This is a genomic window from Streptococcus suis (assembly GCA_002831545.1).
Taxonomy (GTDB): domain Bacteria; phylum Bacillota; class Bacilli; order Lactobacillales; family Streptococcaceae; genus Streptococcus; species Streptococcus suis_P.
Map to the genome: position 1 here is coordinate 1,025,317 of CP025095.1, position 25,411 is coordinate 1,050,727.

Sequence of the window (25,411 nt, forward strand, 5' to 3'; positions counted from 1 at the left end):
ATGAAAAACGAACAACTAGCAAAAGAGCTATCGTCTCCATCTAAAAACTCTCGATTAGAGAAGTTTGGTAAGGTAATTACATTCCTTTGTCTATCATTGATTGTCTTTATTGTTGCAATGATTTTGATTTTCGTTGCACAGCGTGGATTATCGACTTTCTTTGTTGACGGTGTGAGCATCACTGATTTCTTATTTGGAAGCAAGTGGGAACCAAGCTCGAAAATATTTGGTGCCCTGCCAATGATTTCAGGTTCTTTCATTGTTACGATTCTGTCAGCTGTTGTTGCTACCCCTATCGCAATCGGTGCAGCGGTCTTCATGACAGAAATATCACCAAAACGTGGTGCAAAAATCTTACAACCTGTTATCGAACTTTTGGTTGGTATTCCATCGGTTGTATATGGTTTCATTGGTTTGCAAGTAGTTGTGCCATTTGTACGTTCAATCTTCGGTGGAACAGGTTTCGGTATCTTGTCGGGTGTATTTGTACTTTTCGTTATGATTTTGCCAACAGTAACCTTTATGACGGTTGACAGTTTGCGTGCAGTACCTCGTCACTACCGCGAAGCAAGTTTGGCTATGGGAGCCACTCGCTGGCAGACGATTTGGCGTGTTATCTTGAATGCTGCTAAGCCAGGTATTTTTACGGCCGTTATCTTTGGTATGGCGCGTGCCTTTGGTGAAGCCTTGGCGATTCAGATGGTAGTGGGGAACTCTGCGGTTATCCCGACTTCCTTGACAACGCCAGCAGCGACTTTGACTTCTGTTTTGACAATGGGTATCGGTAATACGGTTATGGGAACTGTTCAGAACAACGTCCTATGGTCCTTGGCCCTAGTCTTGCTCTTGATGAGCCTTATCTTTAACATGATTATGAAATTTATTACGAGAGAGGGTAAGAAAAACTATGCACGCTAAAAAATTTGATAAATTGGCGACTGGTATTCTTTACTCAATCGCTGGTGTGATTGTCGTTATCTTGACGTCACTGATTCTTTACATCTTGCTAGGTGGTCTGCCACATGTAAGCTGGGATTTTTTGACAAGTAAATCTTCATCTTACAAAGCTGGTGGTGGTATTGGAATTCAGCTCTACAACTCATTCTTCCTATTGGTTGTAACGCTCTTAATTTCTGTTCCCTTGTCAACCGGTGCAGGTATTTATTTGGCTGAATATGCTAAAAAAGGTCCATTGACTAACTTTATCCGTACCTGTATTGAGATTTTGTCATCCCTACCGTCCGTTGTCGTTGGTTTGTTTGGTTACTTGATTTTCGTTGTTCAGTTTGAGTACGGTTTTTCTATCTTATCAGGTGCCTTGGCTCTTACAGTCTTCAACTTACCACAGATGACGCGTAACGTAGAGGACAGCCTTCGTCACGTTCACCATACACAACGTGAAGCAGGATTGGCTCTTGGTCTATCACGTTGGGAAACTGTTCTCCATGTTGTTATTCCAGAAGCACTTCCAGGGATTGTAACAGGTATCGTCTTGGCATCTGGTCGTATCTTCGGTGAGGCAGCAGCTCTTATCTACACGGCTGGTCAGTCAGCTCCAGCTCTTGACTGGTCAAACTGGAATCCATTGAGTGTTACTAGTCCGATTTCTATCTTCCGTCAATCAGAAACCCTTGCGGTTCATATCTGGAAGGTAAACAGTGAAGGTACAATTCCAGATGCAACCCAAGTTTCTGCTGGTTCAGCAGCAATCCTCTTGGTATTTATCTTGATTTTCAACCTTTCTGCACGATATATCGGTAAGAAACTTCATGCGAAAATGACTTCAGCAGCCTAGAAGTCTGACTTATAAGGAGAAAAAATGGCAGATTACAACTGGAATGAACGCCATATCATTACTTTTCCAGAGGAGAATATCGCCCTTTCGACAAAAGATGTTCATGTTTACTATGGTAAAAATGAAGCGATCAAGGGCATTGATATGCAGTTCGAAAAAAATAAAATTACAGCCTTGATTGGACCATCAGGGTGTGGGAAATCAACCTATCTTCGCAGTCTTAATCGCATGAATGATACTATTGATATTGCTAAGGTAACCGGTCAAATTCTTTATGAAGGAATCGACATCAATAGACCAGATATGAACGTTTACGAAATTCGGAAGCATATCGGAATGGTATTCCAACGTCCCAACCCATTTGCAAAATCTATTTACCGCAACATCACATTCGCACATGAACGTGCAGGCGTGAAAGATAAGCAGGTTTTGGATGAGATTGTTGAAACTTCTCTGAAACAAGCAGCCCTTTGGGATCAGGTAAAAGATGACTTGCACAAGTCAGCCTTTACCTTATCAGGTGGACAGCAACAGCGTTTGTGTATTGCACGAGCTATCTCTGTAAAACCACAAATCTTGCTTATGGATGAGCCTGCATCAGCCCTGGACCCGATTGCGACTATGCAGTTAGAAGAAACTATGTTTGAATTGAAGAAGGACTACACCATTATCATTGTTACGCACAATATGCAACAAGCAGCTCGTGCAAGTGATTACACAGCTTTCTTCTATCTGGGTGACTTGATTGAATATGATAAGACAGCAAATGTCTTCCAGAATGCAAAACTCAAGTCAACTAGTGACTACGTTTCAGGACATTTTGGATAGAAAGGGAACAAATGACATCACCTATTTTACAAGTAAAAGATTTGTCTGTTTACTATAACAAGAAAAAAGCCTTGAATAATGTGTCAATCGATTTCTATCCAAATGAAATTACTGCTTTGATTGGACCATCTGGTTCTGGTAAGTCAACCCTCTTGCGTTCTATTAACCGTATGGGAGATTTAAACCCAGAGGTAACATTGACAGGTGCGATTGATTACAACGGAAAGAACATATACAGTCCTCGTACGGATACTGTTGATCTTCGTAAGGAAATCGGTATGGTATTCCAACAACCAAACCCATTCCCGATGTCTATCTACGAGAATGTCGTTTATGGTTTACGTATTAACGGTATCAAGGACAAGCAGGTCTTGGACGAAGCAGTTGAGCGTTCTTTGATTGGTGCTTCTATTTGGAATGAAGTGAAAGATCGCTTGCATGACTCAGCAGTTGGACTTTCAGGTGGTCAGCAGCAACGTGTATGTGTGGCCCGTGTATTGGCAACAAGCCCAAAAATTATTTTGTTGGATGAGCCAACGTCAGCCCTTGACCCAATCTCAGCTGGTAAAATTGAGGACACACTTTATGGTCTGAAAGATAAGTATACAATGGTGCTAGTAACACGTTCTATGCAACAGGCATCACGTATTTCAGATCGAACAGGTTTCTTCCTTGATGGCGATTTGATAGAATACAATCTGACAAAAGAAATGTTCTTGAATCCTGCCAATAAAGAAACAGAAGACTACATTACAGGTAAGTTCGGCTAAGGCCTATAAGAAAAAGAAAGAGGTTCACATGTTAAGAGCTCAATTTGAAGAGGAATTAGGAAAACTTCATAACCAATTTTACGCCATGGGGAACGAAGTGTTGGCACAAATCAACAATGCCGTTCGTGCTTTTACAACTCATGATCGTGAATTAGCAAAAGAAGTCATTGAAGCAGATAAGAAAATTAATGCTTTCGAAGTAAAATTGGAGAAAAAATCACTTGAAATCATCGCCCTTCAACAACCAGTTTCTACAGATTTACGGAGTGTTATCACTGTTTTAAAAGCAACCAGCGACTTGGAGCGTATGGGGGATCATGCTGTGTCTATTGCAAAAGCTGCTATTCGGATGAAGGGCGAAGTTCGCATTCCTGTAGTCGAGGAAGAAGTCAAGAAAATGGGGAAAGAAGTTCGCAAACTTGTTGAGGAAACGCTCGAACTATATCTAGCAAACTCTGATGTTGAGGTCGCTTATGAAGTGGCAGCTCGTGACGAAATTGTCAATGACTTTTATTCAGCCATCCAAGAATTAACAACAGAAGAAATCAAGAAGAATCCAGAATCCTTGGTTGCTGGTCGCGACTATTACCAAGTTTTAACCTACTTGGAACGTGTCGGTGACTATGCTAAAAATATCTGTGAGTGGGTTGTTTACCTACGAACAGGCGACATCACTGAATTGTAAGATGGAAGTCCGAAAGGACTTCTTTTAGTTTGCTTTAAGGAAAATGCAATGAATCTTTAGCTTGGTTTAAGTTTCTCATTCTATACTGTTCGTGTCATCAGGTGAGTAAAGACTCGCTATGATAAAATTTTATTGAAAAGAGGAATTTTATGTCAATAATCAATCAATTAAAGTCACAGTCGAAAACAGTTTTGGCAGCGGTTGCTATTACGGCAGCAACTGTAGGTTTTGCTGGAGGTATGAGCATTTCAAAATCTTCAACAGCTGTATCGACACAAAGCCAAGCGGCATTAGCTCAGAATGGAGCAACGAACGGACAAGCTAATTCAATCGCAGGTAATCAAATGCCGCCCGCCTCTAATGGTGGTATGCAAGGCATGCCCCCTGGTCAAAATGGAAACACTCAAGGCCTGCCTCCAGGACAGAATGGGAATAGTCAAGGTATGACTCCACCAGATGCAACAGGCGAAACAACCCAAGGAATGCCATCTGGTCGAAACGGTGAGATGCGTGGTATGCCACCTGGTCAAAATGGCAATACCCAAGGCATGCCCCCTGGTCAAGGGACAACCCCTCCAGATGCTACAAGTGGTGCAACACAATCAAATACTTCCTCAGATGAGGTAAATGCTTTAAAAGAAAAGAATCAAGAAATAAAATCCCAAATTTCAGGTAGTTCTAACACTTCAAACCAATAGGAAAAATTTGAGATAAGTGGTATAATAAATTAAACTCTGACAGAAATGCAGAGGCAACTATTAAAGTGAAAAAATATGTTCAAAGACCAAGTTTTTACTTGTGTCTTTGAATTGTCTTTTGGATATTAGGTTAAGGAGATAGACATGATTAAGATTTTGTTAGTAGAAGACGATTTAAGCCTTTCGAATTCTGTTTTTGATTTTCTAGATGATTTTGCAGATGTCATGCAAGTTTTTGATGGTGAAGAAGGAATCTATGAAGCGGAAACTGGTGTGTACGACTTAATTTTATTAGATTTAATGTTACCTGAAAAAGATGGCTTCCAAGTTTTGAAAGAGTTACGTGAAAAAGGTGTTACGACACCTGTTCTGATTACAACAGCCAAGGAAAGCCTTGAAGATAAAGGTCACGGATTTGAATTAGGTGCAGATGATTATTTGACCAAGCCATTTTATTTAGAAGAGTTGAAGATGCGTATTCAAGCCTTATTAAAGAGATCGGGCAAGTTTAATGAAAACACACTGACTTATGGGGACGTGACCGTTGACTTATCGACAAACTCTACAACTGTAAATGGCGAAGAAGTTGAATTGCTAGGAAAAGAATTCGATCTACTAGTCTACTTCTTGCAAAATCAAAATGTTATCTTACCAAAAACTCAAATTTTTGACCGTATTTGGGGATTTGACAGTGACACGACTATTTCAGTAGTAGAAGTATATGTTTCTAAAATTAGGAAAAAGTTGAAAGGAACGACCTTCGGGGAAAATCTTCAAACCCTGCGTAGTGTCGGGTACATTCTAAAAAATGCCTAAGCGATTTAAAAAATTAATGTACACGGATAAATTTTCCTTCTTTATCCGTTATTTTGCAGTATTTACCCTGATTTTTGGCTTGATGACAGCTATCATTTTTCAATTAATGCGTTCAACTATGTATCAAAATTCAGATAATACCTTGAAACGGATTAAGGAAGAACCAGTGATGGCTGTTGGTTTTGCGATCGCAAGAACCTATGAGCCCAACTCTGTCTTTATCCTTCAAGATAGCCCAACTAGTGAAGAAACGACGAGCTCTAGCTCAGATAGCATGCCTGTTCCTAAAGAACAAAAAAATACTAGAGATGGAGATCAGCTGAGATTAGGTGTCAATACTCATGTCTTACTCTATAGTAAAAGTGGAGAAATGGTCAATCCGGATACTTTTACTGGTTTGGCCGACCTACCGTTAGATAAGGAAAAATTGGGCGAAATTAAGGAAGCAAAGGTTGAATCAAGCTTCGGTATGTCTGAAGATTATCGCTATGTGACGATTGAGCTGGCTACAGATGAACTAGGTTATTATTCGTCCTATGATATAAAATATGCGACAATTTTAGTGAATGTCAGCCAAATAAAATCCTCCATTGAGACCTATGAATCGACAGTTGCTATTGTTATGGTTTCAGCTTGGCTCATTTCTATCTTAGCCAGTATTTACCTATCGAATCTTAGCATGCGTCCAATTCTAATTAGCTATCAAAAGCAAAAAGACTTTGTTGAAAATGCTAGTCATGAGTTGCGTACGCCGTTGGCTGTTCTCCAAAATCGCTTGGAGAGCCTGTTTCGCCATCCCGAAGCGACGATTTTAGAGAGTAGTGAAAGCATCGGATCTAGTTTGGAAGAAGTTCGAAATATGCGATTATTGACAACGAACCTACTCAATTTGGCTCGTCGTGATGATGGCTTAAAAGTCGATATGATTGATGTCCAACCCAACTATTTTGATGAAATCTTTGCTAATTACCTTATGATTGCTGAAGAAAATGGAAAAACACTAACAGTTAATAATTTGATTCATCAGCCGATTCGAACAGACAAGGTCCTGATTAAACAGTTGCTTACCATTTTATTTGACAATGCCATGAAGTATACCGACGATGATGGCAGAATTCAAATTACAGCTAATATCAAGGATAAATCTGTCTACTTCACAGTTGCCGACAATGGTTTGGGAATCAGCGATGCTGATAAGAAGAAAATCTTTGATCGCTTTTATCGAGTTGATAAGGCCAGAACGCGTCAAAAAGGTGGTTTCGGTCTAGGATTATCGCTGGCTCAGCAAATTATCAAGACACTAGGTGGGAAAATCTCTGTTAGAGATAACCAACCGAAAGGAACTATTTTTGAGGTAGGATTACCTAAATAAAACAATATTATTAGGCTAGGAAAATTCTAGTCTAATTTTTTTGTGTAGTTCGTCAGATGTCTCCTAATTATGTTATACTTAAAAAAGAATGGAGGTAAATATGAGGAAAGTTTCTCGTGGCGTTTTAACCATATTAATATCGGCGACAGTCCTTTCTGCTTGTTCAGGAGGAGGACAAGAGCTGAGTGAACGTTTGGAAGCAGTTAAAATTGAATTTTCTAAAGAAAAAAAGCAACTAGAAGCAGAATTAACAGCATTAAAAGAAGAGGTTCAAGGAAATTTTTACTACCAACAATTGGATACTGATAAGGAACGTCGTGTCTATCTCCAATTTGTTAATGGACTCAGCAAGCGGATGCAAGTGATCGATATTGATTCTGTTAATGATGAAATATATTCGCGCGTATATTTTTCTGTCGCCCATGATTATCCAGAATTTTACTGGCTAACAGATGAAGCAGCAATGGCTGGTGGAATTGATATATTGGATTTAGAAGAGCCGGTGTATCCGAGTGATTTATCTCCGACACAAAATAAAATAGAAGATGAAGTGAATAAGATACTTGCTCAGACACCAAAAGGGTCGGACTATGAGAAGGTTAAATATTTTTACGAGGTGATTATAAAGCAAACGGATTACGACCTTGAAGCCCTGCAGACCAAATCTGTCACGTGGAGAAGTCAAGGAATTACCAGTGTGCTATTAGATAAGAAATCCGTTTGTGCTGGCTATAGTCGCACCTTCCAATATCTATGTAAAAAAGCAGGCATTGATTGTATCTATGTTACAGGGATTGCAAAAAATGGGCAAAACGGTGAGTTTGGGCATGCTTGGAATCTAGTCAAGATAAATGGACAATACTATGGTGTTGATACGACTTGGGGAGATCCAGTTTTTGATCAAGCTATAAGTGGAGAAGCGCATACAGATATTTCATACGATTATCTATGTGTCCCTGATGAAATATTAGAGAGAAGTAGAATTGCTGATAGCGACCTACTCGACTACTGGGGAGAAGAACAATATTACGAACCTAGAGTATTGACCTATCCAAAGTGCACAGATAATTCATTGAATTACTATGTTCAAAAGGGAGTTTATTTCACAAGCTTTGATGAAGCTGCAATTTTACAGTCCATCATTGACCAGCGACTACAAGGTACGGATAAAGTAGTCTTGCAATTCGGAACAGCAGAAGCAATGCAACAAATGATTACATTGGCCTCTACTGAAAATAATGCTATTTTTCAGGCTTTGGGCGATGTAGGAGAGTATCAGTACTATTATAATGACAAAACCTATACATTTGAACTGGCAGATTGGTTCTAACGAATTAGTTTGAATCTCTAGGAGCGTGTTCTTCCCTAATAATAAAAAATAGGGAGCGGGAAAGACATCCATGGTGGCTCCGCCCTCAATGAAAACAAACATAAAGCCCTCACTAGGTGTATAATTTTAGTGAGGGCTTTGTGGTTGACGAGTTAATGATGTTATTCATCGAGGGGAAAACTGTTCCACTTTGTCCGATGGAAAAAATAAAAAAAGGAAACCCAAAGGTTTCTTTTTTAATTAAGCAAGTTTTGATGCAAGACGTGCTTTATCGCGGCTTGCTTTGTTTTTGTGAATCAAACCTTTAGTTTCTGCTTTATCGATTGCTGAGCTAGCAACGCGGAAAAGCTCTTCAGATGGGTTAGCTTCAAATGCTTTGATTGCAGTACGCATAGCTGATTTTTGTGCTGAGTTTTTCTCGTTTTGTTTAACGTTCAATTCAGCGCGTTTGATAGCTGACTTAATGTTTGCCAATGGTTTCACCTCCACCCTTTCTTGTACTAACTATGCCATTATATCTGAAAAGAGTGTTTTTGACAAGTGAAATTTATTTTTTTAGATAAATTTTATCAATCTCATGGTTTTCGGCCTTATGAAGAATAATATCAGCACGGTTTCTGGTTGGTTCAATGAATTTTTCTAAGTTAGCTAGATTAATATTTTTCCAAGTATTCTGGGCAATAGATAGAATCTCAGGGTACGTCATCTGGGTAAAACGATGGTAATAGTTGTTAGGGTCGTTTTTTGCCAATGTCAATAATTTTTGGAATCGCTCCAAGTACCAGGTTTCAATATGCTCCACATCAGCGTCAACGTATATAGACAGATCAAAATAGTCACTGACATAGAGGCGCTGGTTTTGTGGATTTTGAAATACATTGATTCCTTCAACAATCAAGAAATCTGGAGACTTAATTTCCTGAGTTTTGTTGGGGACAATATCATAGATTTCATGTGAATAGACAGGAATTTGGCAGTCGTAGCCATTTTTTATCTTATCAAGGAAATCAATCAATTTCTCCATGTCATAGGACTCAGGAAACCCCTTTTTATTTAACAGTTGCCGTTCTTCTAAGACCGCATTTGGATGGAGAAAACCATCTGTTGTCACTAATTCAACCTTGGCGTGTTTAAATGTCCGAGCGATAAGAATTTGCAGCAATCTACTAGTTGTTGATTTGCCGACAGCAACACTTCCGGAAACGCCAATGATAAATGGTTGAGGCTTGATAGTCTTTTGTAGAAATAAACTCTTCGTAAAATTTAGGTCTTTGCGTGCTTTCCGATAGATATGGATAAGATTAACCAAAGGAAGATAGATGTCAGAAACCTCATGTAATTGAATGCGGTCGTTAAAACTTTTAATAGAATTTAGTTCACTTTGACTAAGTGGAATGGTAGTCTTACGGTGTAGTTGTTGCCAAGTGGCTCGGTCAATTTGTTCAAAATTTAAAAATTCGTTTTTCATACATAATTCTTCCTATAGGTAAGCGTTTCAATGTCGATTTCATTTTATCATATTTTTTATGTAAGAAAAACTCTTGAAAACGTTTTTAGGAAATGTTATAATAAGTACATGTCCAATATGTATTACGAAAAAAATCCTACAGTAGCACATGATATTCATGAGATTCACGTAAACTTACTAGACACCCCAATGTCTTTCATGACAGATGCAGGTGTTTTTAGCAAGAAGATGGTTGATTATGGTAGTCAAGTGCTTTTAAAAACCCTTCATTTTGAAAAAGGGGCATCGGTGTTGGATGTTGGTTGTGGTTATGGACCAATTGGTTTGACACTTGCTAAGGTGTTCAGCACCAAGACAACACTGATTGATATTAATAGCAGAGCTTTGGATTTAGCTACAAAAAATGCTGAGAGGAATGGTGTTACCGCTAAAATTTATCAATCCAATATCTACGAAAACGTGGACGAAACATTCAATCATATTGTTTCAAATCCACCTATTCGGGCCGGAAAATCGGTTGTACATGAAGTAATTGCTGGCGCTTTTCAACGCTTAGAGGCAAACGGAACCTTGACTATTGTCATTCAAAAGAAACAAGGTGCACCGAGTGCCAAGGCTAAGATGGAAGAGGTGTTCGGCAACTGCCAAATTATAAAGAAAGACAAGGGTTACTACATCCTTGAAAGTGTGAGAGAATGAGAGCAGTTGATTTAATTCAAAAAAAGCGTGATGGCTTAGAACTATCGTCTGAAGAAATCAAATGGTTGATTGATGGATATGTAGCTGGGACAGTACCGGATTATCAAATGTCAGCCTTGGCGATGGCGATTTATTTCAAAGGGATGTCAACACGTGAGATTTCTGATTTGACAATGTCTATGGTTGCAACGGGTGAACAGATTGATTTGTCTGCAATTCCAGGCATCAAGGTAGATAAGCATTCTACAGGTGGTGTCGGAGATAAGGTCACACTCATCTTAGCGCCATTGGTAGCAAGTTTTGATATTCCAGTTGCAAAGATGAGCGGTCGTGGACTTGGTCATACTGGCGGAACCTTGGATAAGTTAGAGTCAATCAAAGGATACCAGATTGAAGTTAGTCAAGAAGATTTTATCAAGCAAGTTCAAGATACTGGTGTTGCAGTTATTGGTCAGTCAGACAATCTTGTTAAAGCTGATAAATTGCTTTATGCCCTTCGAGATGTGACAGCAACCGTTGACATTATTCCACTGATTGCGAGCTCGGTAATGTCTAAGAAAATTGCCGCAGGTGCGGATGCGATTCTTCTAGATGTAACAGTAGGAGAAGGTGCCTTCATGAAGACCGTTGAAGAAGCACGGGTTCTAGCTCAAACCATGGTGGATCTTGGCAAGGCGGTTGGGCGTAAGACCGTTGCTGTTTTGACTGACATGTCTCAACCAGTTGGAACTTCGATTGGAAATCGTTTGGAAATTTTAGAGGCTATTGAAATTTTACAGGGTAAAGGTCGAGAAGATGTTACCGAATTTATCTGTGAACTAGCCCAAATTATGTTGGGGCTTGCAAATGTTGAGAAAAGCATTGAAGAAGTACGCCAACATATTGACAATGGTGCAGCTTTGAAGAAATTTGAAGAGATGGTCCTTGCTCAAGGTGGTGACTTAGAAGATTTATATCGTCCAGTTCAGGTTACACAGCAAGTTCCAGTTCTTGCGGAGGAGGATGGATACCTTGTAGGGCTTCCTGCGTTGGAATTCGGTCTCTTTGCAATGAAACTTGGTGCAGGTCGCGCAGTCAAGACAGACGATTTAGATTATGAAACAGGTATTGTCTTCCATAAGAAAGTAGGGGAAGCTGTTTCTAAGGGTGAACAAATCGCAACGATTTATGCCAATGAAAATATTTCGGAAAACATGCTTACAAATTTCCAAAAAAATGTTAAAATAGATAAAGAAAGTGTAAAAACGAAAGAAATCATAGAGATTATTTCTTAATATACGGAGAAAACTATGAAATTGAATAAATATATTGACCATACAATCTTGAAACCTGAGACAACACAAGAGCAGGTTGAAAAGATTTTGGCAGAAGCAAAAGAATATGATTTTGCAAGTGTCTGTGTTAACCCAACTTGGGTTGCTTTAGCAGCTGAAAGCTTGAAAGATAGTGATGTAAAAGTTTGTACGGTTATTGGTTTTCCTCTCGGAGCAAACACACCTGCTGTAAAAGCATTCGAAACAAAAGACGCAATTTCAAATGGAGCAGATGAGATTGACATGGTTATCAATATCGGTGCTCTGAAAACTGGAAATTACGATTTGGTTTTGGAGGATATTAAAGCTGTTGTAGCAGCAAGTGGTGATAAACTAGTCAAAGTTATCATCGAAGCATGCCTCTTGACTGATGATGAGAAAGTGAAAGCTTGTCAATTATCTCAAGAAGCTGGTGCGGACTATGTTAAAACATCTACAGGATTTTCTACAGGCGGTGCCACAGTAGCGGATGTTGCCTTAATGAGAAAAACAGTAGGTCCTGACATGGGAGTGAAGGCTTCAGGTGGTGCACGTTCGTATGAAGATGCCATTGCCTTTATCGAAGCAGGAGCGTCTCGTATTGGTGCGTCATCAGGCGTGGCAATCATGAATGGAGCACAGGCAGATGGAGACTATTGATTTAATTGAATTAGCTGTAAAAAACAGTCAAAAAGCATACGTACCGTACTCAAAGTTTCCAGTTAGTGCAGTTCTTGTAGCTAAGACAGGGGAAATATTTACGGGTGTAAACATTGAAAATGCAAGCTTTGGTTTGACCAATTGCGCTGAAAGGACAGCTATTTTCAAGGCCATTTCTGAAGGTGTGAAAGATTTTTCTGAAATCATTATTTATGGCGAAACAGAAAAGCCAATATCTCCTTGTGGAGCTTGTCGCCAAGTTATGGCAGAATTTTTTGATAAGGATTTAAAAGTGACCTTGGTCGCTAAAGATCAATCGACAGTCGAGATGACAGTCGGGGAATTACTTCCATATTCCTTTACAGACTTAACCTAGTCTGTATGACAGTCATTTGACTGTAGCAATATTACTCTGCAACAATGTAGTTGCAAAAAGATTTTTAGGAGGGTTCAGAAATGAACAAGAAACTTGTAGGACTTGGTCTGGCAGCTGTTGCGGCTGTATCTTTGGCTGCATGTGGTAACCGTGCTTCAAAAAGCAGTAGCTCAGAAGCATCTTCATCAGCGGACACATCTGTAAAAGCTGCTATCGTTACTGACATTGGTGGTGTTGATGACCGTTCATTCAACCAATCTGCATGGGAAGGTCTTCAAGAATGGGGTAATGCAGCTGGTCTTTCTAAAGGTAATGGCTACGATTACTTCCAATCAGCTAATGAATCAGAATACATTACAAACCTTGATTCAGCTGTTGCTGGTGGTTACAACCTTGTGTTCGGTATTGGTTTTGCCTTGGAGAGTGCGATTGCTGAGGTTGCACCAAATAATCCTGACACACACTATGTAATCGTGGATAGTGTTGTTCCAGATCAAGACAACGTAGTTAGCGTAGGTTTCGCAGACCATGAAGCATCATATCTTGCTGGTGTTGCTGCAGCTAAGTCAACTAAAACAAACCACGTAGGTTTCATCGGTGGTATGGAAGGTGTTATCATCGATCGCTTTGAAGCTGGTTTCGTTGCGGGTGCTAAGTCTGTAAACAAAGACATCAAGATTACAGTTGACTATGCAGGTTCATTTGGTGATGCTGCTAAAGGTCAAACTCTTGCAGCTGCTCAATATGCTGCAGGTGCAGACGTGATCTTCCACGCTTCTGGTGGTACTGGTAACGGTGTATTTGCTGCTGCTAAAGCAGAAAATGAAACTCGTAATGAAGCAGATAAAGTTTGGGTAATCGGTGTTGACCGTGACCAATCAGCAGAAGGTGAATACACTTCTAAAGATGGTAAGTCTTCTAACTTTGTATTGGCTTCAACATTGAAACAAGTTGGTACTTCAGTTAAAGATATTGCAACTAAAGCTGTTGCAGGTGAATTCCCTGGTGGTCAAGTACTTCGATTCTCATTGAAAGATAAAGGTGTTGAATTGGCAGAAACTAACCTTTCAGAAGATGCTTCTAAAGCAGTTGCAGATGCTAAGCAAGCTATCTTGGATGGTAAAGTAGAAGTTCCTGAAAAACCTTAATGAATTTCTTTTCGACAATTCCGATTCGGCGACCCGACGGGGTCGCCGTTTTCGGGCTGAGATTTTTCTCAGTAAAGCCTATCAGCTATGGTAGGTTTTACTGACAAAAATGGTGTAGTTGATGAAGAATTTTAAGGTACTAAAGTAGTACTGAAGAATTTTCAGAAGGCTATAGTCAGAAAGGATAATAGATTATGACTAAGGATTATGTCATTGAAATGCGCAATATCACTAAGATATTTGGTGAATTTGTAGCAAATGACCACATCAATTTGAATGTCAGACGTGGTGAAATCCATGCCCTTCTTGGTGAGAATGGTGCGGATAAATCTACTCTGATGAACATGCTTGCTGGCTTGTTGGAACCTACAAGCGGTGAAATTGTTATCAACGGTCAATCCGTGAAGATTGACTCTCCATCCAAAGCAGCCCAATTGGGTATTGGTATGGTGCACCAACACTTTATGTTGGTTGATGCTTTCACAGTTGCTGAGAACATCATTCTTGGTTCTGAAACCACCAAAGGTGGCGTGATTGACCTTAAAAAAGCTATCGCAGAAATTAAAGAACTTTCTGCTAAATATGGTCTTGAAGTTGATCCAACTGCAAAGGTTGCAGATATTTCTGTGGGTGCACAGCAACGTGTAGAAATCCTTAAAACACTTTACCGTGGAGCAGACCTTTTAATTTTTGATGAGCCGACAGCTGTATTGACCCCTGCGGAAATTGCAGAGCTCTTGAAAATTATGAAAGCCTTGGTTGAAGAAGGTAAATCTATTATTTTGATTACGCACAAATTGGATGAAATTCGTGCAGTTGCCGATAGTGTAACAGTTATTCGTCGAGGTAAATCAATCGAAACAGTTGCCGTTGAAGGAGCAACAAACCAAGATTTGGCTGAGTGGATGGTTGGACGTTCCGTTTCCTTTAAAACAGAGAAAGTTGAAGCGAGTCCTAAAGAAGTCATTTTGTCAATTAAGGATTTGGTTGTCAATGAAAACCGTGGTATTCCAGCAGTTAAGGGCTTGTCGCTTGATGTTCGAGCAGGTGAGGTTGTTGGTATTGCCGGTATCGACGGAAACGGTCAAAGTGAGTTGATTCAGGCAATCACTGGTTTACGTAAGGTAAAATCTGGCTCAATCACTATCAAAGGTGAGGAAGTAGTTGGTAAAACTCCACGTAAAATTACAGAAATGCAAGTGAGCCACGTTCCCGAAGATCGTCATCGTGATGGACTCGTTCTTCCGATGACTGTTGCGGAGAACTTTGCGCTTCAAACTTACTATAAAGAACCGATTTCAAAAAATGGTATCTTGAACTATAATATCATTAATGAAAAAGCACGCGCGTTAATGGAAGAATTTGACGTTCGCGGGGCGAGTGAACTCGTCCCAATCAAGGCTCTTTCAGGCGGTAACCAGCAAAAAGCTATCATCGCGCGTGAAATCGATCGCAACCCAGACCTTTTCATTGTTAGCCAACCAACACGCGGTTTGGACGTTGGTGCTATTGAGTATATTCGTAAGCGTCTCATTGCAGAACGTGATAAGGGTAAGGCTGTTCTTGTTGTCAGCTTCGAATTGGATGAAATTTTGGATGTATCAGATAGAATTGCTGTTATCCATGATGGTGTCATCCATGGTATTGTTGAACCTGCTAAGACCAATAAACAAGAGTTAGGTGTCTTGATGGCAGGTGGACATATTGAGAAGGGAGAAGAACATGCTTAATAAATATAAGAATTTGGCCCTTCCATTAATGGCTGTGGTCAGCGGTATCCTACTTGGAGCGATTGTCATGCTTGTTTTTGGCTACGATCCAATTTGGGGCTATGAAGAGTTATTCTATTCAGCTTTTGGTAATATCAAATCAATTGGTGAAATTTTCCGTGCAATGGCACCACTTGTTTTCACTGCTCTCGGTTTCGCAGTAGCTAGTCGTGCAGGTTTCTTCAACGTTGGTTTGTCTGGTCAGGCCTATGTTGGTTGGGTTTTTGCTGGATGGTTTGCCTTGGCAAATCCTGACTTACCACGTCCAGTTTTGATTTTGGGAACAGTCTTGATTGCTATGTTGGCAGGCGGTATTGCTGGAGCTATTCCAGGTATTCTACGTGCCTATTTGGGAACAAGTGAAGTTATCGTTACGATTATGATGAACTACATCTTACTCTATTCATGTAACTATATCATTCGTGATGTATTTGCAGATAGTTTGATGAAGAATACAGACTCAACAGTTAACGTGTCAGCAAATGCCTCTTACCAAACAGAGTGGCTCCGTGCATTGACAGATAACTCACGTATGAATATTGGTATTTTCTTTGCCATTATTGCAGTTTTTGTGATTTGGTTCCTATTGACCAAAACGACTCTTGGTTTTGAGATTCGCTCAGTGGGGCTTAACCCAACAGCATCGGATTATGCGGGTATGTCTGCGAAACGTACGATTATTCTATCTATGGTTATTTCAGGTGCTCTTGCGGGTCTTGGGGGAGCTATCCAAGGTTTGGGTACTTTCCAAAACGTTTATATCCAAAGCGGTAACTTGGATATTGGTTTTAATGGTATGTCAGTAGCGCTTTTAGCTTCTAATTCACCGTTAGGTATTCCATTGGCTGCCTTTCTATTCGGTGTTCTTTCTGTCGGTGCCCCAGGTATGGTACGTGCACAGATTCCACCTGAATTGATCAACGTTGTTACGGCATCAATCATTTTCTTTATCGGTGTGAAATTTATTTTTGAACAATTATTAAAATCTAGAAATAAAGCGAAAGGAGCGAAATAAGATGAATGTTTCAATTCTTGCCTTACTCATTTCGCAAATGTTGATTTATTCAGCACCCTTAATCTTTACCAGTCTTGGAGGAGTTTTCTCTGAACGCGGTGGTATTGTAAACGTTGGTCTAGAAGGAATCATGGTTATCGGTGCCTTTGCTGGTGTTGTTTTCAATATCGAATTTGCAGGGACATTTGGTAATGCTACTCCATTATTAGCTGTTATTGTAGGAGGTCTTGCTGGTGTTATCTTTGCCACTATTCATGCGATGGCGACGATTAATTTCCGTGCAGACCACGTTGTATCAGGTACGGTGTTGAACCTTTTGGCTCCAGCATTGGGAGTTTTCCTAGTCAAGGTTATCTATAATAAGGGTCAAACTGATAGTATTACTGAATCATTTGGTAAATTTTCATTCCCTATCTTGGCAGATATTCCAATCATTGGTGAAATTTTCTTCAAAAATACAAGCTTGATGGGTTATGTGGCTATTGCAACAGCATTTCTTGCTTGGTTCATCCTTTATAAAACCAAGTTCGGTTTGCGCCTTCGTTCAGTAGGTGAACATCCGCAGGCAGCGGATACTTTGGGAATCAATGTCTACGCTATGCGTTATGCAGGTGTGTTGATTGCTGGTTTCCTTGGTGGTGTTGGTGGAGCTGTAAGTGCTCAATCAGTGAATATCAACTTCTCTGCAACAACAATCGTAGGTTCAGGTTTCATCGCTCTAGCAGCTGTAATTTTCGGTAAGTGGAATCCAATTGGCGCTATGCTCGCCAGTCTATTCTTCGGTCTTTCGCAAAGTTTGGCAGTAGTGGGTGGACAATTACCAGGATTGAAAGATATTCCAACGGTTTATCTTCAAATTGCACCATATTTGATTACTGTTATTGCTCTGTCTGCTTTCTTTGGTAAAGCAGTCGCTCCTAAAGCAGACGGTATCAACTATATCAAATCTAAATAAAAAGGTCCACTGGACCTTTTTATCATGAGCTTGAAAATACGAAAGCGAATAAGGTCCAGCGAACCTTTCAGATTGAAGAAAAAGTCCATTTTGGATAATTTTCTTCAATCTTTTTTCTTTATGTTGAAAATTAAAAACTCTCAGAAACGCTGAAATATCAATGTTTCTAAGAGTTTAATAACCTGCTATCTTTCGCAAACTTCTTCAATTTTTTTAGGTCCAGTGGATCTTTTTATCATGTTCTTTGCTGTACAGGAAATGAATAATTGTCCTATTCAAAGGAAGAGGAGTTATAGAGTCCACTGTCACAGATGGAATTGCTATGTTACGTTATGATATTAGAAGGTAAAAAAGGCGAGCTATTGCTCACCTTTTTTACTATTTTATATAATTAGTTTTTAACACCAGCTGCAATTTCTGGGTTTGCGAAAGCATCATCGATGATGTCTTTCAATTGTTTAGCAGATGCTTGCATTTTTTGCAATTCAGCTTCGCTCAATGGGATGTTTACTGGACGAACGATACCGTGGGCACCGATGATGGCAGGTTGACCGATGAAGACATCTTCAACACCTTCGTATTGACCAGCTTGGTAAACTGACAATGGAAGTACTGCATTTTCATCATCAAAGATTGCTTTAGTGATACGTGCAAGTGCAACACCGATACCGTAGTAAGTTGCGCCTTTTTTGTTAATGATTGAGTAGGCTGCATCACGAACAGATACAAACAAGTCAACAAGACCTTGCTCATCAATATCGCGGTTATCTTGCAACCAGTCGTACAATTTCACACCGGCAACGTTGGCATGTGACCAAACTGCAAATTCTGAGTCACCGTGCTCACCCATGATGTAAGCGTGAACTGAACGTGCGTCGATACCGATTTTCTCAGCCAATGCTTGACGGAAACGAGCTGAGTCAAGAGAAGTACCAGAACCGATAACACGCTCTTTAGGGAAACCAGAGAATTTCCAAGTTGAGTAAGTCAATACGTCAACAGGGTTAGCGGCAACAAGGAAGATACCGTTGAAACCAGAGTTAACGATTTCTGTAACGATTTGTTGGTTGATACGAAGGTTTTTCTCTACCAATTCAAGGCGAGTTTCACCTGGTTTTTGTGGCAAACCAGCTGTCAATACAACCAAGTCTGCGTCATGAGCATCTGAATACTCAGCAGAGTAGATTTTTTTAGGGAATGTGAAGGCCAATGCGTGGCTCAAGTCTTCTGCATCACCTTGAGTACGGTCTTTGTTGATATCGATGATACCCAATTCTTGACCAATCCCTTGGTTAACAAGAGCATAAGCATAAGCAGAACCTACGGCACCGTCACCGACAAGGATTACTTTTTTGTGTTGTTTAGTTGCAGTCATTGCTAAACATCTCCTTAGTTTTATTTGGGGATGACTTCATCCCGACCATAATACATTCTAGCATGTTTTAAGCTTTTTGTCACTTGTGAAAGCGCCTTTGAAAATGTTTACATGCTAGTTTCCAACAAAGAAATTTATTCGCCAATATGGTATAATAGAAGCACAATGACTGTTGAAAGAGGCATATAATGCAAGATAAAAACTTAGTAACGGTTAATCTGACCAATGAGATGAAATCATCCTTCATCGACTATGCGATGAGTGTTATCGTTTCACGTGCTCTGCCTGATGTACGTGATGGTCTGAAGCCGGTTCATCGCCGTATTTTGTATGGGATGAATGAATTAGGAATTACACCGGATAAACCACATAAAAAATCAGCCCGTATTACAGGGGATGTTATGGGTAAATACCATCCGCACGGGGATAGTGCGATTTACGAAGCAATGGTTCGTATGGCGCAATGGTGGAGCTACCGTCACATGTTAGTTGATGGTCACGGAAACTTTGGTTCCATGGATGGCGACGGAGCAGCCGCTCAGCGTTATACAGAAGCACGTATGAGCAAGATTGCGCTTGAAATGCTTCGTGATATTAACAAGAACACGGTAAATTTTGCGGATAACTATGACGCGAGTGAACGTGAGCCTGAGGTTTTACCTGCTCGTTTCCCTAACCTTCTGGTTAACGGAACGACTGGTATCGCCGTTGGTATGGCTACCAACATTCCTCCACACAACTTGGGTGAGACTATCGAGGCAGTTAAGCTGGTTATGGACAATCCAGAGGTAACAACTCGTGAAATCATGGAAGTCCTGCCTGGACCAGACTTTCCGACTGGTGCCTTGGTTATGGGGAAATCTGGAATTCACCGTGCTTATGAAACTGGTAAAGGTTCAATAGTTCTTCGTTCCCGCACAGAAATTGAAGAATATGGAAATGGTCGTGAACGCATTGTTGTTACAGAGTTTCCATATATGGTCAATAAGTCCAAGGTTCAAGAACATATTGTTAAATTAGTCCAAGAAAAACGTATTGAAGGAATCACTGCTGTTCGAGACGAATCCAACCGTGAGGGTGTACGATTTGTTATCGAAGTTCGTCGTGATGCTTCTGCTAACGTTATTTTGAATAACCTATTCAAGCAAACACAGCTTCAAACCAACTTTAGTTTCAACATGTTGGCCATCCAAAATGGTGTACCGAAAATCCTTTCTGTACGTCAGATTCTAGAGTCTTATATTGAACACCAAAAAGAAGTAGTCACTCGTCGTACACGATTTGATAAAGAAAAGGCTGAGGCGCGTGCTCATATCTTAGAAGGCTTGCTGATTGCTCTTGACCATATTGATGAAGTCATTCGTATTATCCGTAATTCAGAAACTGATGCTATTGCTCAAGCTGAATTGATGGAGAAATTTGACCTTTCTGAACGTCAGAGTCAGGCTATTCTTGATATGCGTCTTCGTCGTTTGACAGGTTTGGAACGCGACAAGATTCAATCAGAATATGATGAGTTAGTGGCATTGATTGCAGATTTGGCTGACATTCTAGCTAAGCCTGAGCGTGTTGTTCAGATTATTAAAGACGAATTAGAAGAAGTCAAACGTAAATATGCTGACCCACGCCGTACAGAATTGATGGTTGGTGAAGTTCTTTCCCTTGAAGATGAGGACTTGATTGAAGAAACGGATGTTTTAATCACTTTGTCAAATCAAGGCTACATCAAGCGTTTAGCACAGGATGAGTTTCAAGCTCAGAAGCGTGGAGGACGTGGGGTTCAAGGAACTGGCGTCAAGGATGATGATTTTGTACGAGAATTAGTCTCTACAAGCACTCATGATCGCTTGCTCTTCTTCACTAACAAGGGACGTGTTTACCGTCTCAAAGGCTATGAAATCCCAGAATATGGTCGTACTGCAAAGGGACTTCCAGTAGTCAATTTGCTTAAATTGGAAGAAAACGAGGCAATTCAAACCATTATCAACGTGACCAAGGACCAGGAGGCAGATAGCTATCTCTTCTTTGCAACCCGTCAAGGTGTGGTCAAGCGGACAAGTGTTTCAGAATTTGCTAATATCCGTCAAAGTGGTCTCAAGGCATTGAACTTGAAAGAAGATGACGAGTTGATTAACGTTTTCTTGACCAATGGCCAGGCAGATGTTATCATGGGGACCAAATTTGGCTATTCTGTTCGTTTTACAGAAACAGATGTTCGTAATATGGGCCGTACTGCGACTGGTGTTCGCGGTATTAAACTACGCGAGGGAGACCAGTTAGTTGGTGCGACCATGATTTCAGATGATCAGGAAGTTCTTGTCTTGACAGAAAAAGGTTTTGGTAAGCGTACCCCAGCCAGCGAGTATCCAACCAAAGGTCGTGGTGGTAAGGGTATCAAGACTCTTAAAGTTGCTGATAAGAATGGTTCTCTGGCAGGTTTGACAACGGTATCTGGTGATGAAGATATTATGGTTATTACCGATACTGGTGTGATTATTCGTACAAGTGTTGCAAATATTTCACAAACAGGTCGTTCAACCATGGGTGTAAAAGTGATGCGCTTGAATGATGAAGCGAAAATCATGACCTTTGCCTTGGTAGATGCTGCCGAAATTAAAGAAGAAAAGGAATAAATAATCATGTCAAAACGTGAAAAAAAGAAGAAGAGTAAAGGTTCTTTTTGGCGCAATCTTTTAACAGTTGTATTGATACTGATTTCCCTAGCGTTGATATTCAACACCTCTATCCGTAATTTTATTATCGGCTGGAATACGAATAAATACCAGATTAGCAATGTTACGACAGAGGATATCGAAAAGAATAAACAGGCTGAAACAACATTTGATTTCGATCAGGTTCAGTCTATTTCTACAGAGGCTATTTTAGCAGCTCAGTGGGATGCACAACGCTTACCTGTAATTGGTGGAATTGCGGTTCCCGAGCTTGGTATCAACCTTCCTATTTTTAAAGGGGTCTTCAATACTTCGCTCATGTATGGAGCTGGTACCATGAAGGAAAACCAAGAGATGGGGAAAGGAAATTATGCGTTGGCCAGCCACCATATTTTTGGTGTAACTGGTGCGGCAGATGTTCTCTTTTCACCGCTTGATCGTGCTAAAAACGGCATGAAAATCTATATTACTGACAAGACCAATGTTTACACCTACGTTATTGATAGTGTGGAAATTGTTTCGCCTGAAAGTGTCTATGTCATTGATGATGTAGAAGGACGTACAGAAGTTACGTTAGTGACATGTACGGACTATTATGCTACGCAACGTATTGTTGTAAAAGGAGTTCTTGAATCAACAACTCCATATAATGAAACTGCAAAAGACATCTTAGATTCCTTCAATAAGAGTTATAATCAGTATGATTATGGACAATAAAACATCTATATATTGGCTCTTTGTCAACTGTAGTGGGTAGATGAAAAGCTAACACCTAGAGAGGACGAAATGCGTTCTCTCTTTCCTTATGTTTAAAACACAGATAGATTCAAGCTGATTTTAATGAAATCCAGCCGAACTATTTGTGTTTTTATTTTTATCTCTATTATCTTGGACTAATTTCTTATACTTAACTAATTTCAAAAACTGAAGTATGATAGAAACATGGAATTTACTAACGAAATGATTAAAGAGCTTAAAACAGCTCTAAAAGATAAAAACTTAGCACCTCATCACAAACGTATTCAAGCAGTATATCTCAGGGCTATCCATACTCCCTACAAAGCGATTATGGACATGCTGGATGTCTCACACGATACAATTTGGAGATTGACTAAGAAATATCAAGAATATGGTTTAACAGGCATTACTTCAGATGCTAGAGGAGGTCGTCGCCACTCTTATATGACAGTTGAAGAAGAACAAGCCTTCTTGAGTGAGCAGTTAACTTCTGCTGTAAATGGAGAATTTGTGACTGTTGAATCCCTCTATAGAGCTTATCAAGATAAAATTGGTCGCACGACAACTAAAGATGGTTTCTACCAACTATTGAAACGTCATGGATGGGTCAAAGAATCAAAAGATTCTTTGAGACGGGAAATAAAGGGAGCGGGAAAGAACTCGACTGGTCAAAAAAGAGTTCGTCTTCCCGCCCCCGCACAGTTGATTAGGTCAGATTTGGAGTGTAAAACACGAACAAATCTGTCAATCAACCACTGCGCTGAGATGTTGACACGAACCCTGAGAAGCGAGATTAAACTTTTTGCCCAGCCTCAACAAAAGTTAGCCCCCGTCCAGAACATCCAAAGAAAGCAGACGCCGAAACGATTCTAGCGTCTAAAAATAAAATCTTTGTACAAGGAAAAGTCAGGTAAGCGGTTTCTTGGACAAAATTCCTATAAGCAAACCCGTCTTCGCTTTCCAATTTCCGAGCTCAGGAAAAAGTCTGCTCCCAGCAGACTTTTTGTATCAAGATGAGGCAGGGGTTGGTTGGATTAGTAAACTAGGGGCATGTTGGAGCCCTAAAAAGCACCGTCCGAATATCTCAAGTCATCACATCCGCGAATTTCGTTACTGCTATGGTGCGGTAGATGCCCATACAGGTGAATCTTTCTTCATAATAGCTGGTGATAGCTGATGGTTGTAATACCGCTTGGGTGAATGAATTTTTACGACAATTATCAGAAGCTTATCCCAATGACTACATCATTTTAGTCATGAACAATGCAAATTGGCATAAATCTCAGGCACTTGAAATACCTGATAATATTGAATTTACATTCATACCACCATATACCCCAGATATGAATCCCATTGAACAAGTTTGGGCAGAAATCCGAAAACGCGGCTTTAAGAACAGAGCCTTTCAAACATTGGAATCAGTCATTGATAAGCTCCAAGAAATCATTTGAGGGTTAAATAGTGAGAATCTAAAAAGTATTGTACATAGAAAATGGATCTGTTTAGATTTTGAAATCGAATGAGTATAAACCTAAGACTTCACCAAAGCGTAGACCTGTTTTTAATTGAAGATAGAGCAAGTAGTCAAGAATATTGTATTCCTTGTTTATGTTATATTTTCAAGTTGATAGAAGTTTATAGTAATCAACAGTACTTGTGATAGCTTTTTCAGTTTTGATTTTCCGACTAGCTTGTCCTGCGATGATAACTCCGTCAGTAAAATCAGTAATGGAAAGTTTGTCTCGTTTAGCGAATTTTAATATTTTTCGTATTTCTGAATTTAGTCTTTTAACAGTATGGTTACATGCATTTTCTTCATGCGTTTGTCCTGCGACGGCGTGGGTTGAAATTTGACAAAATGATGGGGGGGGTATAATAGAAGTATTAGTGTCTGAAAATAGAAGGAAAAAATGAAGAAAATATTAATTACAGGTGGTTGTGGTTATATTGGTTCTCATACTTGCATAGCGTTACTTGAAGCAAGCTATGATGTTGTTGTGATTGATAACTTGATTAACTCTAGCAAGAAAAGTTTAGAGGCTATCGAAACAGTTACAGGAAAATCTTTAACATTTTACCAAGGTGATATTCGTGATAAGGAATTGTTGGAGAATATTTTCAAACAGGAACAGATAGAAGCTGTTATACATTTTGCAGGGCTAAAAGCTGTTGGGGAATCAGTTGAAATACCTTTGGAATATTATCACAATAATGTGGCAGGAACATTGACATTACTCGAGGTGATGCGACAGTACAATTGTAAAAAGATAATCTTTAGTTCTTCAGCCACAGTGTATGGAGCTCCCGAGATAAATCCAATTCCAGAAGATGCAAAACTTTCTGTAACCAATCCATACGGTAGAACAAAATTGATGCTTGAGAGTATTTTGCGTGATTTGTACCACTCAGATCAGACTTGGAAGATAACCCTGTTAAGGTATTTTAATCCTATAGGTGCTCATCAGTCGGGATTACTGGGAGAAAGTCCACAAGACATCCCTAATAATTTGCTTCCCTATATCACACAGGTCGCTATTGGTCAGCTTCCCTATATTCGAGTTTTTGGTCAAGACTATCCGACCAAGGATGGTACGGGAGTTAGGGACTATATTCATGTGATGGACTTGGCTACAGGGCATTTAGCGGCTTTAGAACATTTAGAAAATCAACAAAGTTTAGAAGTTTATAATTTGGGAACAGGTCAGGGTTACTCTGTTTTAGAACTAATCCAGATGATGTCTGAAGTTGTTGGTCAGTCGCTCCCTTATAAAATCATGGACAGGCGTCCTGGTGATATTGCAACATGTTTTGCGGATGCAAGTAAAGCTGAACAAGAATTGGGGTGGAAAGCTCAGTTTGATATTAAAGATATGTGTCGAGATTCTTGGAGATGGCAGCAAAAGTATCCTCAAGGATTTAAAGATTAAGTAGAAAAAGGAATGATATTCTC

Annotated in this window: 23 protein-coding genes and 3 pseudogenes; 22 read left to right on the forward strand and 4 right to left on the reverse strand. The window is 39.9% G+C overall.

What is annotated here, in order from left to right; all coding sequences use genetic code 11:
- The 9 genes and pseudogenes from pstC (at position 1) to CWM22_05075 (ending at position 8,294) form a co-directional block, all read left to right on the forward strand.
- Positions 1–918 (forward strand): phosphate ABC transporter permease subunit PstC, encoded by a 918-nt coding sequence (pstC, locus tag CWM22_05035; GenBank protein AUC91308.1) that lies wholly within the window; start codon positions 1–3, stop codon positions 916–918.
- Positions 908–1,795 carry a phosphate ABC transporter, permease protein PstA gene (gene pstA / locus CWM22_05040; GenBank protein ID AUC91309.1) on the forward strand — a complete coding sequence of 296 codons (888 nt, stop codon included), beginning with the start codon at positions 908–910 and terminating at the stop codon, positions 1,793–1,795. The genes pstC and pstA overlap by 11 nt, the downstream gene beginning before the upstream one ends.
- Before the next feature lie 24 nt (positions 1,796–1,819).
- Complete coding sequence (gene pstB / locus CWM22_05045) at positions 1,820–2,623, forward strand: phosphate ABC transporter ATP-binding protein (protein ID AUC91310.1); 804 nt, start codon at positions 1,820–1,822, stop codon at positions 2,621–2,623.
- An 11-nt stretch (positions 2,624–2,634) separates the two neighbouring features.
- On the forward strand, positions 2,635–3,393 hold the full coding sequence (gene pstB / locus CWM22_05050; protein ID AUC91311.1) for a phosphate ABC transporter ATP-binding protein: 759 nt from the start codon (positions 2,635–2,637) through the stop codon (positions 3,391–3,393).
- Positions 3,394–3,421: 28 nt separating this feature from the next.
- Entirely contained in the window at positions 3,422–4,078 is a 657-nt protein-coding gene (gene phoU, locus CWM22_05055; protein ID AUC91312.1) for a phosphate transport system regulatory protein PhoU, read from the forward strand.
- Positions 4,079–4,227: 149 nt separating this feature from the next.
- Positions 4,228–4,695 (forward strand): annotated as a pseudogene (locus tag CWM22_05060) (hypothetical protein).
- Between the two features lie 225 nt (positions 4,696–4,920).
- The gene (locus CWM22_05065; GenBank protein AUC91313.1) at positions 4,921–5,592 is read left to right on the forward strand and encodes a DNA-binding response regulator; all 672 of its coding nucleotides are present in this window, start codon (positions 4,921–4,923) and stop codon (positions 5,590–5,592) included.
- Entirely contained in the window at positions 5,585–6,964 is a 1,380-nt protein-coding gene (locus tag CWM22_05070) for a sensor histidine kinase (protein ID AUC91314.1), read from the forward strand. The genes CWM22_05065 and CWM22_05070 overlap by 8 nt, the downstream gene beginning before the upstream one ends.
- Before the next feature lie 100 nt (positions 6,965–7,064).
- Complete coding sequence (locus tag CWM22_05075) at positions 7,065–8,294, forward strand: transglutaminase (GenBank protein AUC91315.1); 1,230 nt, start codon at positions 7,065–7,067, stop codon at positions 8,292–8,294.
- Between the two features lie 240 nt (positions 8,295–8,534).
- Here CWM22_05075 and CWM22_05080 read toward each other — a convergent pair whose 3' ends face one another.
- Both CWM22_05080 and CWM22_05085 read right to left on the reverse strand, forming a co-directional pair.
- A complete protein-coding gene (locus tag CWM22_05080; protein ID AUC91316.1) occupies positions 8,535–8,768 on the reverse strand; it encodes a 30S ribosomal protein S20 in 234 nt (77 codons plus the stop codon).
- Positions 8,769–8,841: 73 nt separating this feature from the next.
- Positions 8,842–9,762, reverse strand: coding sequence for a type I pantothenate kinase (locus tag CWM22_05085; GenBank protein ID AUC91317.1), 921 nt, complete (start codon positions 9,760–9,762; stop codon positions 8,842–8,844).
- A 108-nt stretch (positions 9,763–9,870) separates the two neighbouring features.
- Between CWM22_05085 and CWM22_05090 the strand changes: the two genes are divergently transcribed.
- From CWM22_05090 to CWM22_05125, 8 genes are all read left to right on the forward strand, one after another.
- Positions 9,871–10,461 (forward strand): class I SAM-dependent methyltransferase, encoded by a 591-nt coding sequence (locus CWM22_05090; protein AUC91318.1) that lies wholly within the window; start codon positions 9,871–9,873, stop codon positions 10,459–10,461.
- Positions 10,458–11,735 carry a pyrimidine-nucleoside phosphorylase gene (deoA, locus tag CWM22_05095; GenBank protein AUC91319.1) on the forward strand — a complete coding sequence of 426 codons (1,278 nt, stop codon included), beginning with the start codon at positions 10,458–10,460 and terminating at the stop codon, positions 11,733–11,735. The genes CWM22_05090 and deoA overlap by 4 nt, the downstream gene beginning before the upstream one ends.
- A gap of 15 nt (positions 11,736–11,750) precedes the next feature.
- Positions 11,751–12,413 carry a 2-deoxyribose-5-phosphate aldolase gene (deoC, locus tag CWM22_05100; protein AUC91320.1) on the forward strand — a complete coding sequence of 221 codons (663 nt, stop codon included), beginning with the start codon at positions 11,751–11,753 and terminating at the stop codon, positions 12,411–12,413.
- On the forward strand, positions 12,400–12,789 hold the full coding sequence (locus tag CWM22_05105; protein ID AUC91321.1) for a cytidine deaminase: 390 nt from the start codon (positions 12,400–12,402) through the stop codon (positions 12,787–12,789). Before deoC ends, CWM22_05105 begins: the two co-directional genes overlap by 14 nt.
- Before the next feature lie 80 nt (positions 12,790–12,869).
- A complete protein-coding gene (locus CWM22_05110) occupies positions 12,870–13,937 on the forward strand; it encodes a BMP family ABC transporter substrate-binding protein (protein ID AUC91322.1) in 1,068 nt (355 codons plus the stop codon).
- A 194-nt stretch (positions 13,938–14,131) separates the two neighbouring features.
- A complete protein-coding gene (locus CWM22_05115; GenBank protein AUC91323.1) occupies positions 14,132–15,667 on the forward strand; it encodes a heme ABC transporter ATP-binding protein in 1,536 nt (511 codons plus the stop codon).
- Positions 15,660–16,721, forward strand: a complete 1,062-nt coding sequence (locus CWM22_05120) for an ABC transporter permease (protein AUC91324.1) — start codon at positions 15,660–15,662, stop codon at positions 16,719–16,721. The genes CWM22_05115 and CWM22_05120 overlap by 8 nt, the downstream gene beginning before the upstream one ends.
- Before the next feature lies 1 nt (position 16,722).
- The gene (locus tag CWM22_05125) at positions 16,723–17,676 is read left to right on the forward strand and encodes an ABC transporter permease (protein AUC91325.1); all 954 of its coding nucleotides are present in this window, start codon (positions 16,723–16,725) and stop codon (positions 17,674–17,676) included.
- 391 nt (positions 17,677–18,067) lie between these two features.
- Here CWM22_05125 and CWM22_05130 read toward each other — a convergent pair whose 3' ends face one another.
- Complete coding sequence (locus CWM22_05130; protein AUC91326.1) at positions 18,068–19,051, reverse strand: L-lactate dehydrogenase; 984 nt, start codon at positions 19,049–19,051, stop codon at positions 18,068–18,070.
- A gap of 188 nt (positions 19,052–19,239) precedes the next feature.
- Here CWM22_05130 and CWM22_05135 point away from each other — a divergent pair, with 188 nt between their 5' ends.
- The 4 genes and pseudogenes from CWM22_05135 to CWM22_05150 all read left to right on the forward strand — a co-directional run bounded on the left by CWM22_05135 (position 19,240) and on the right by CWM22_05150 (position 23,909).
- The gene (locus tag CWM22_05135; protein ID AUC91327.1) at positions 19,240–21,684 is read left to right on the forward strand and encodes a DNA gyrase subunit A; all 2,445 of its coding nucleotides are present in this window, start codon (positions 19,240–19,242) and stop codon (positions 21,682–21,684) included.
- Between the two features lie 6 nt (positions 21,685–21,690).
- Positions 21,691–22,440 carry a class A sortase gene (locus tag CWM22_05140; GenBank protein AUC91328.1) on the forward strand — a complete coding sequence of 250 codons (750 nt, stop codon included), beginning with the start codon at positions 21,691–21,693 and terminating at the stop codon, positions 22,438–22,440.
- A gap of 225 nt (positions 22,441–22,665) precedes the next feature.
- On the forward strand, positions 22,666–23,334 hold the full coding sequence (locus CWM22_05145) for a hypothetical protein (protein ID AUC91329.1): 669 nt from the start codon (positions 22,666–22,668) through the stop codon (positions 23,332–23,334).
- A gap of 30 nt (positions 23,335–23,364) precedes the next feature.
- Positions 23,365–23,909, forward strand: a pseudogene (locus CWM22_05150) (IS630 family transposase).
- A gap of 78 nt (positions 23,910–23,987) precedes the next feature.
- Here CWM22_05150 and CWM22_05155 read toward each other — a convergent pair.
- Positions 23,988–24,257: pseudogene (locus tag CWM22_05155) on the reverse strand (site-specific integrase).
- Positions 24,258–24,371: 114 nt separating this feature from the next.
- Between CWM22_05155 and galE the strand changes: the two are divergent.
- Positions 24,372–25,388 (forward strand): UDP-glucose 4-epimerase GalE, encoded by a 1,017-nt coding sequence (galE, locus tag CWM22_05160; protein ID AUC91330.1) that lies wholly within the window; start codon positions 24,372–24,374, stop codon positions 25,386–25,388.
- Positions 25,389–25,411 lie beyond the last annotated feature (23 nt).

Bases quoted from the DNA above. Each gene is read 5' to 3' on its own strand.
- pstC (AUC91308.1), top strand. From the start codon at position 1: ATGAAAAACGAACAACTAGCAAAAGAGCTATCGTCTCCATCTAAAAAC.
- pstA (AUC91309.1), top strand. From the start codon at position 908: ATGCACGCTAAAAAATTTGATAAATTGGCGACTGGTATTCTTTACTCA.
- pstB (AUC91310.1), top strand. From the start codon at position 1,820: ATGGCAGATTACAACTGGAATGAACGCCATATCATTACTTTTCCAGAG.
- pstB (AUC91311.1), top strand. From the start codon at position 2,635: ATGACATCACCTATTTTACAAGTAAAAGATTTGTCTGTTTACTATAAC.
- phoU (AUC91312.1), top strand. From the start codon at position 3,422: ATGTTAAGAGCTCAATTTGAAGAGGAATTAGGAAAACTTCATAACCAA.
- CWM22_05065 (AUC91313.1), top strand. From the start codon at position 4,921: ATGATTAAGATTTTGTTAGTAGAAGACGATTTAAGCCTTTCGAATTCT.
- CWM22_05070 (AUC91314.1), top strand. From the start codon at position 5,585: ATGCCTAAGCGATTTAAAAAATTAATGTACACGGATAAATTTTCCTTC.
- CWM22_05075 (AUC91315.1), top strand. From the start codon at position 7,065: ATGAGGAAAGTTTCTCGTGGCGTTTTAACCATATTAATATCGGCGACA.
- CWM22_05085 (AUC91317.1), bottom strand. From the start codon at position 9,762: ATGAAAAACGAATTTTTAAATTTTGAACAAATTGACCGAGCCACTTGG.
- CWM22_05090 (AUC91318.1), top strand. From the start codon at position 9,871: ATGTCCAATATGTATTACGAAAAAAATCCTACAGTAGCACATGATATT.
- deoA (AUC91319.1), top strand. From the start codon at position 10,458: ATGAGAGCAGTTGATTTAATTCAAAAAAAGCGTGATGGCTTAGAACTA.
- deoC (AUC91320.1), top strand. From the start codon at position 11,751: ATGAAATTGAATAAATATATTGACCATACAATCTTGAAACCTGAGACA.
- CWM22_05105 (AUC91321.1), top strand. From the start codon at position 12,400: ATGGAGACTATTGATTTAATTGAATTAGCTGTAAAAAACAGTCAAAAA.
- CWM22_05110 (AUC91322.1), top strand. From the start codon at position 12,870: ATGAACAAGAAACTTGTAGGACTTGGTCTGGCAGCTGTTGCGGCTGTA.
- CWM22_05115 (AUC91323.1), top strand. From the start codon at position 14,132: ATGACTAAGGATTATGTCATTGAAATGCGCAATATCACTAAGATATTT.
- CWM22_05120 (AUC91324.1), top strand. From the start codon at position 15,660: ATGCTTAATAAATATAAGAATTTGGCCCTTCCATTAATGGCTGTGGTC.
- CWM22_05125 (AUC91325.1), top strand. From the start codon at position 16,723: ATGAATGTTTCAATTCTTGCCTTACTCATTTCGCAAATGTTGATTTAT.
- CWM22_05130 (AUC91326.1), bottom strand. From the start codon at position 19,051: ATGACTGCAACTAAACAACACAAAAAAGTAATCCTTGTCGGTGACGGT.
- CWM22_05135 (AUC91327.1), top strand. From the start codon at position 19,240: ATGCAAGATAAAAACTTAGTAACGGTTAATCTGACCAATGAGATGAAA.
- CWM22_05140 (AUC91328.1), top strand. From the start codon at position 21,691: ATGTCAAAACGTGAAAAAAAGAAGAAGAGTAAAGGTTCTTTTTGGCGC.
- CWM22_05145 (AUC91329.1), top strand. From the start codon at position 22,666: ATGGAATTTACTAACGAAATGATTAAAGAGCTTAAAACAGCTCTAAAA.
- galE (AUC91330.1), top strand. From the start codon at position 24,372: ATGAAGAAAATATTAATTACAGGTGGTTGTGGTTATATTGGTTCTCAT.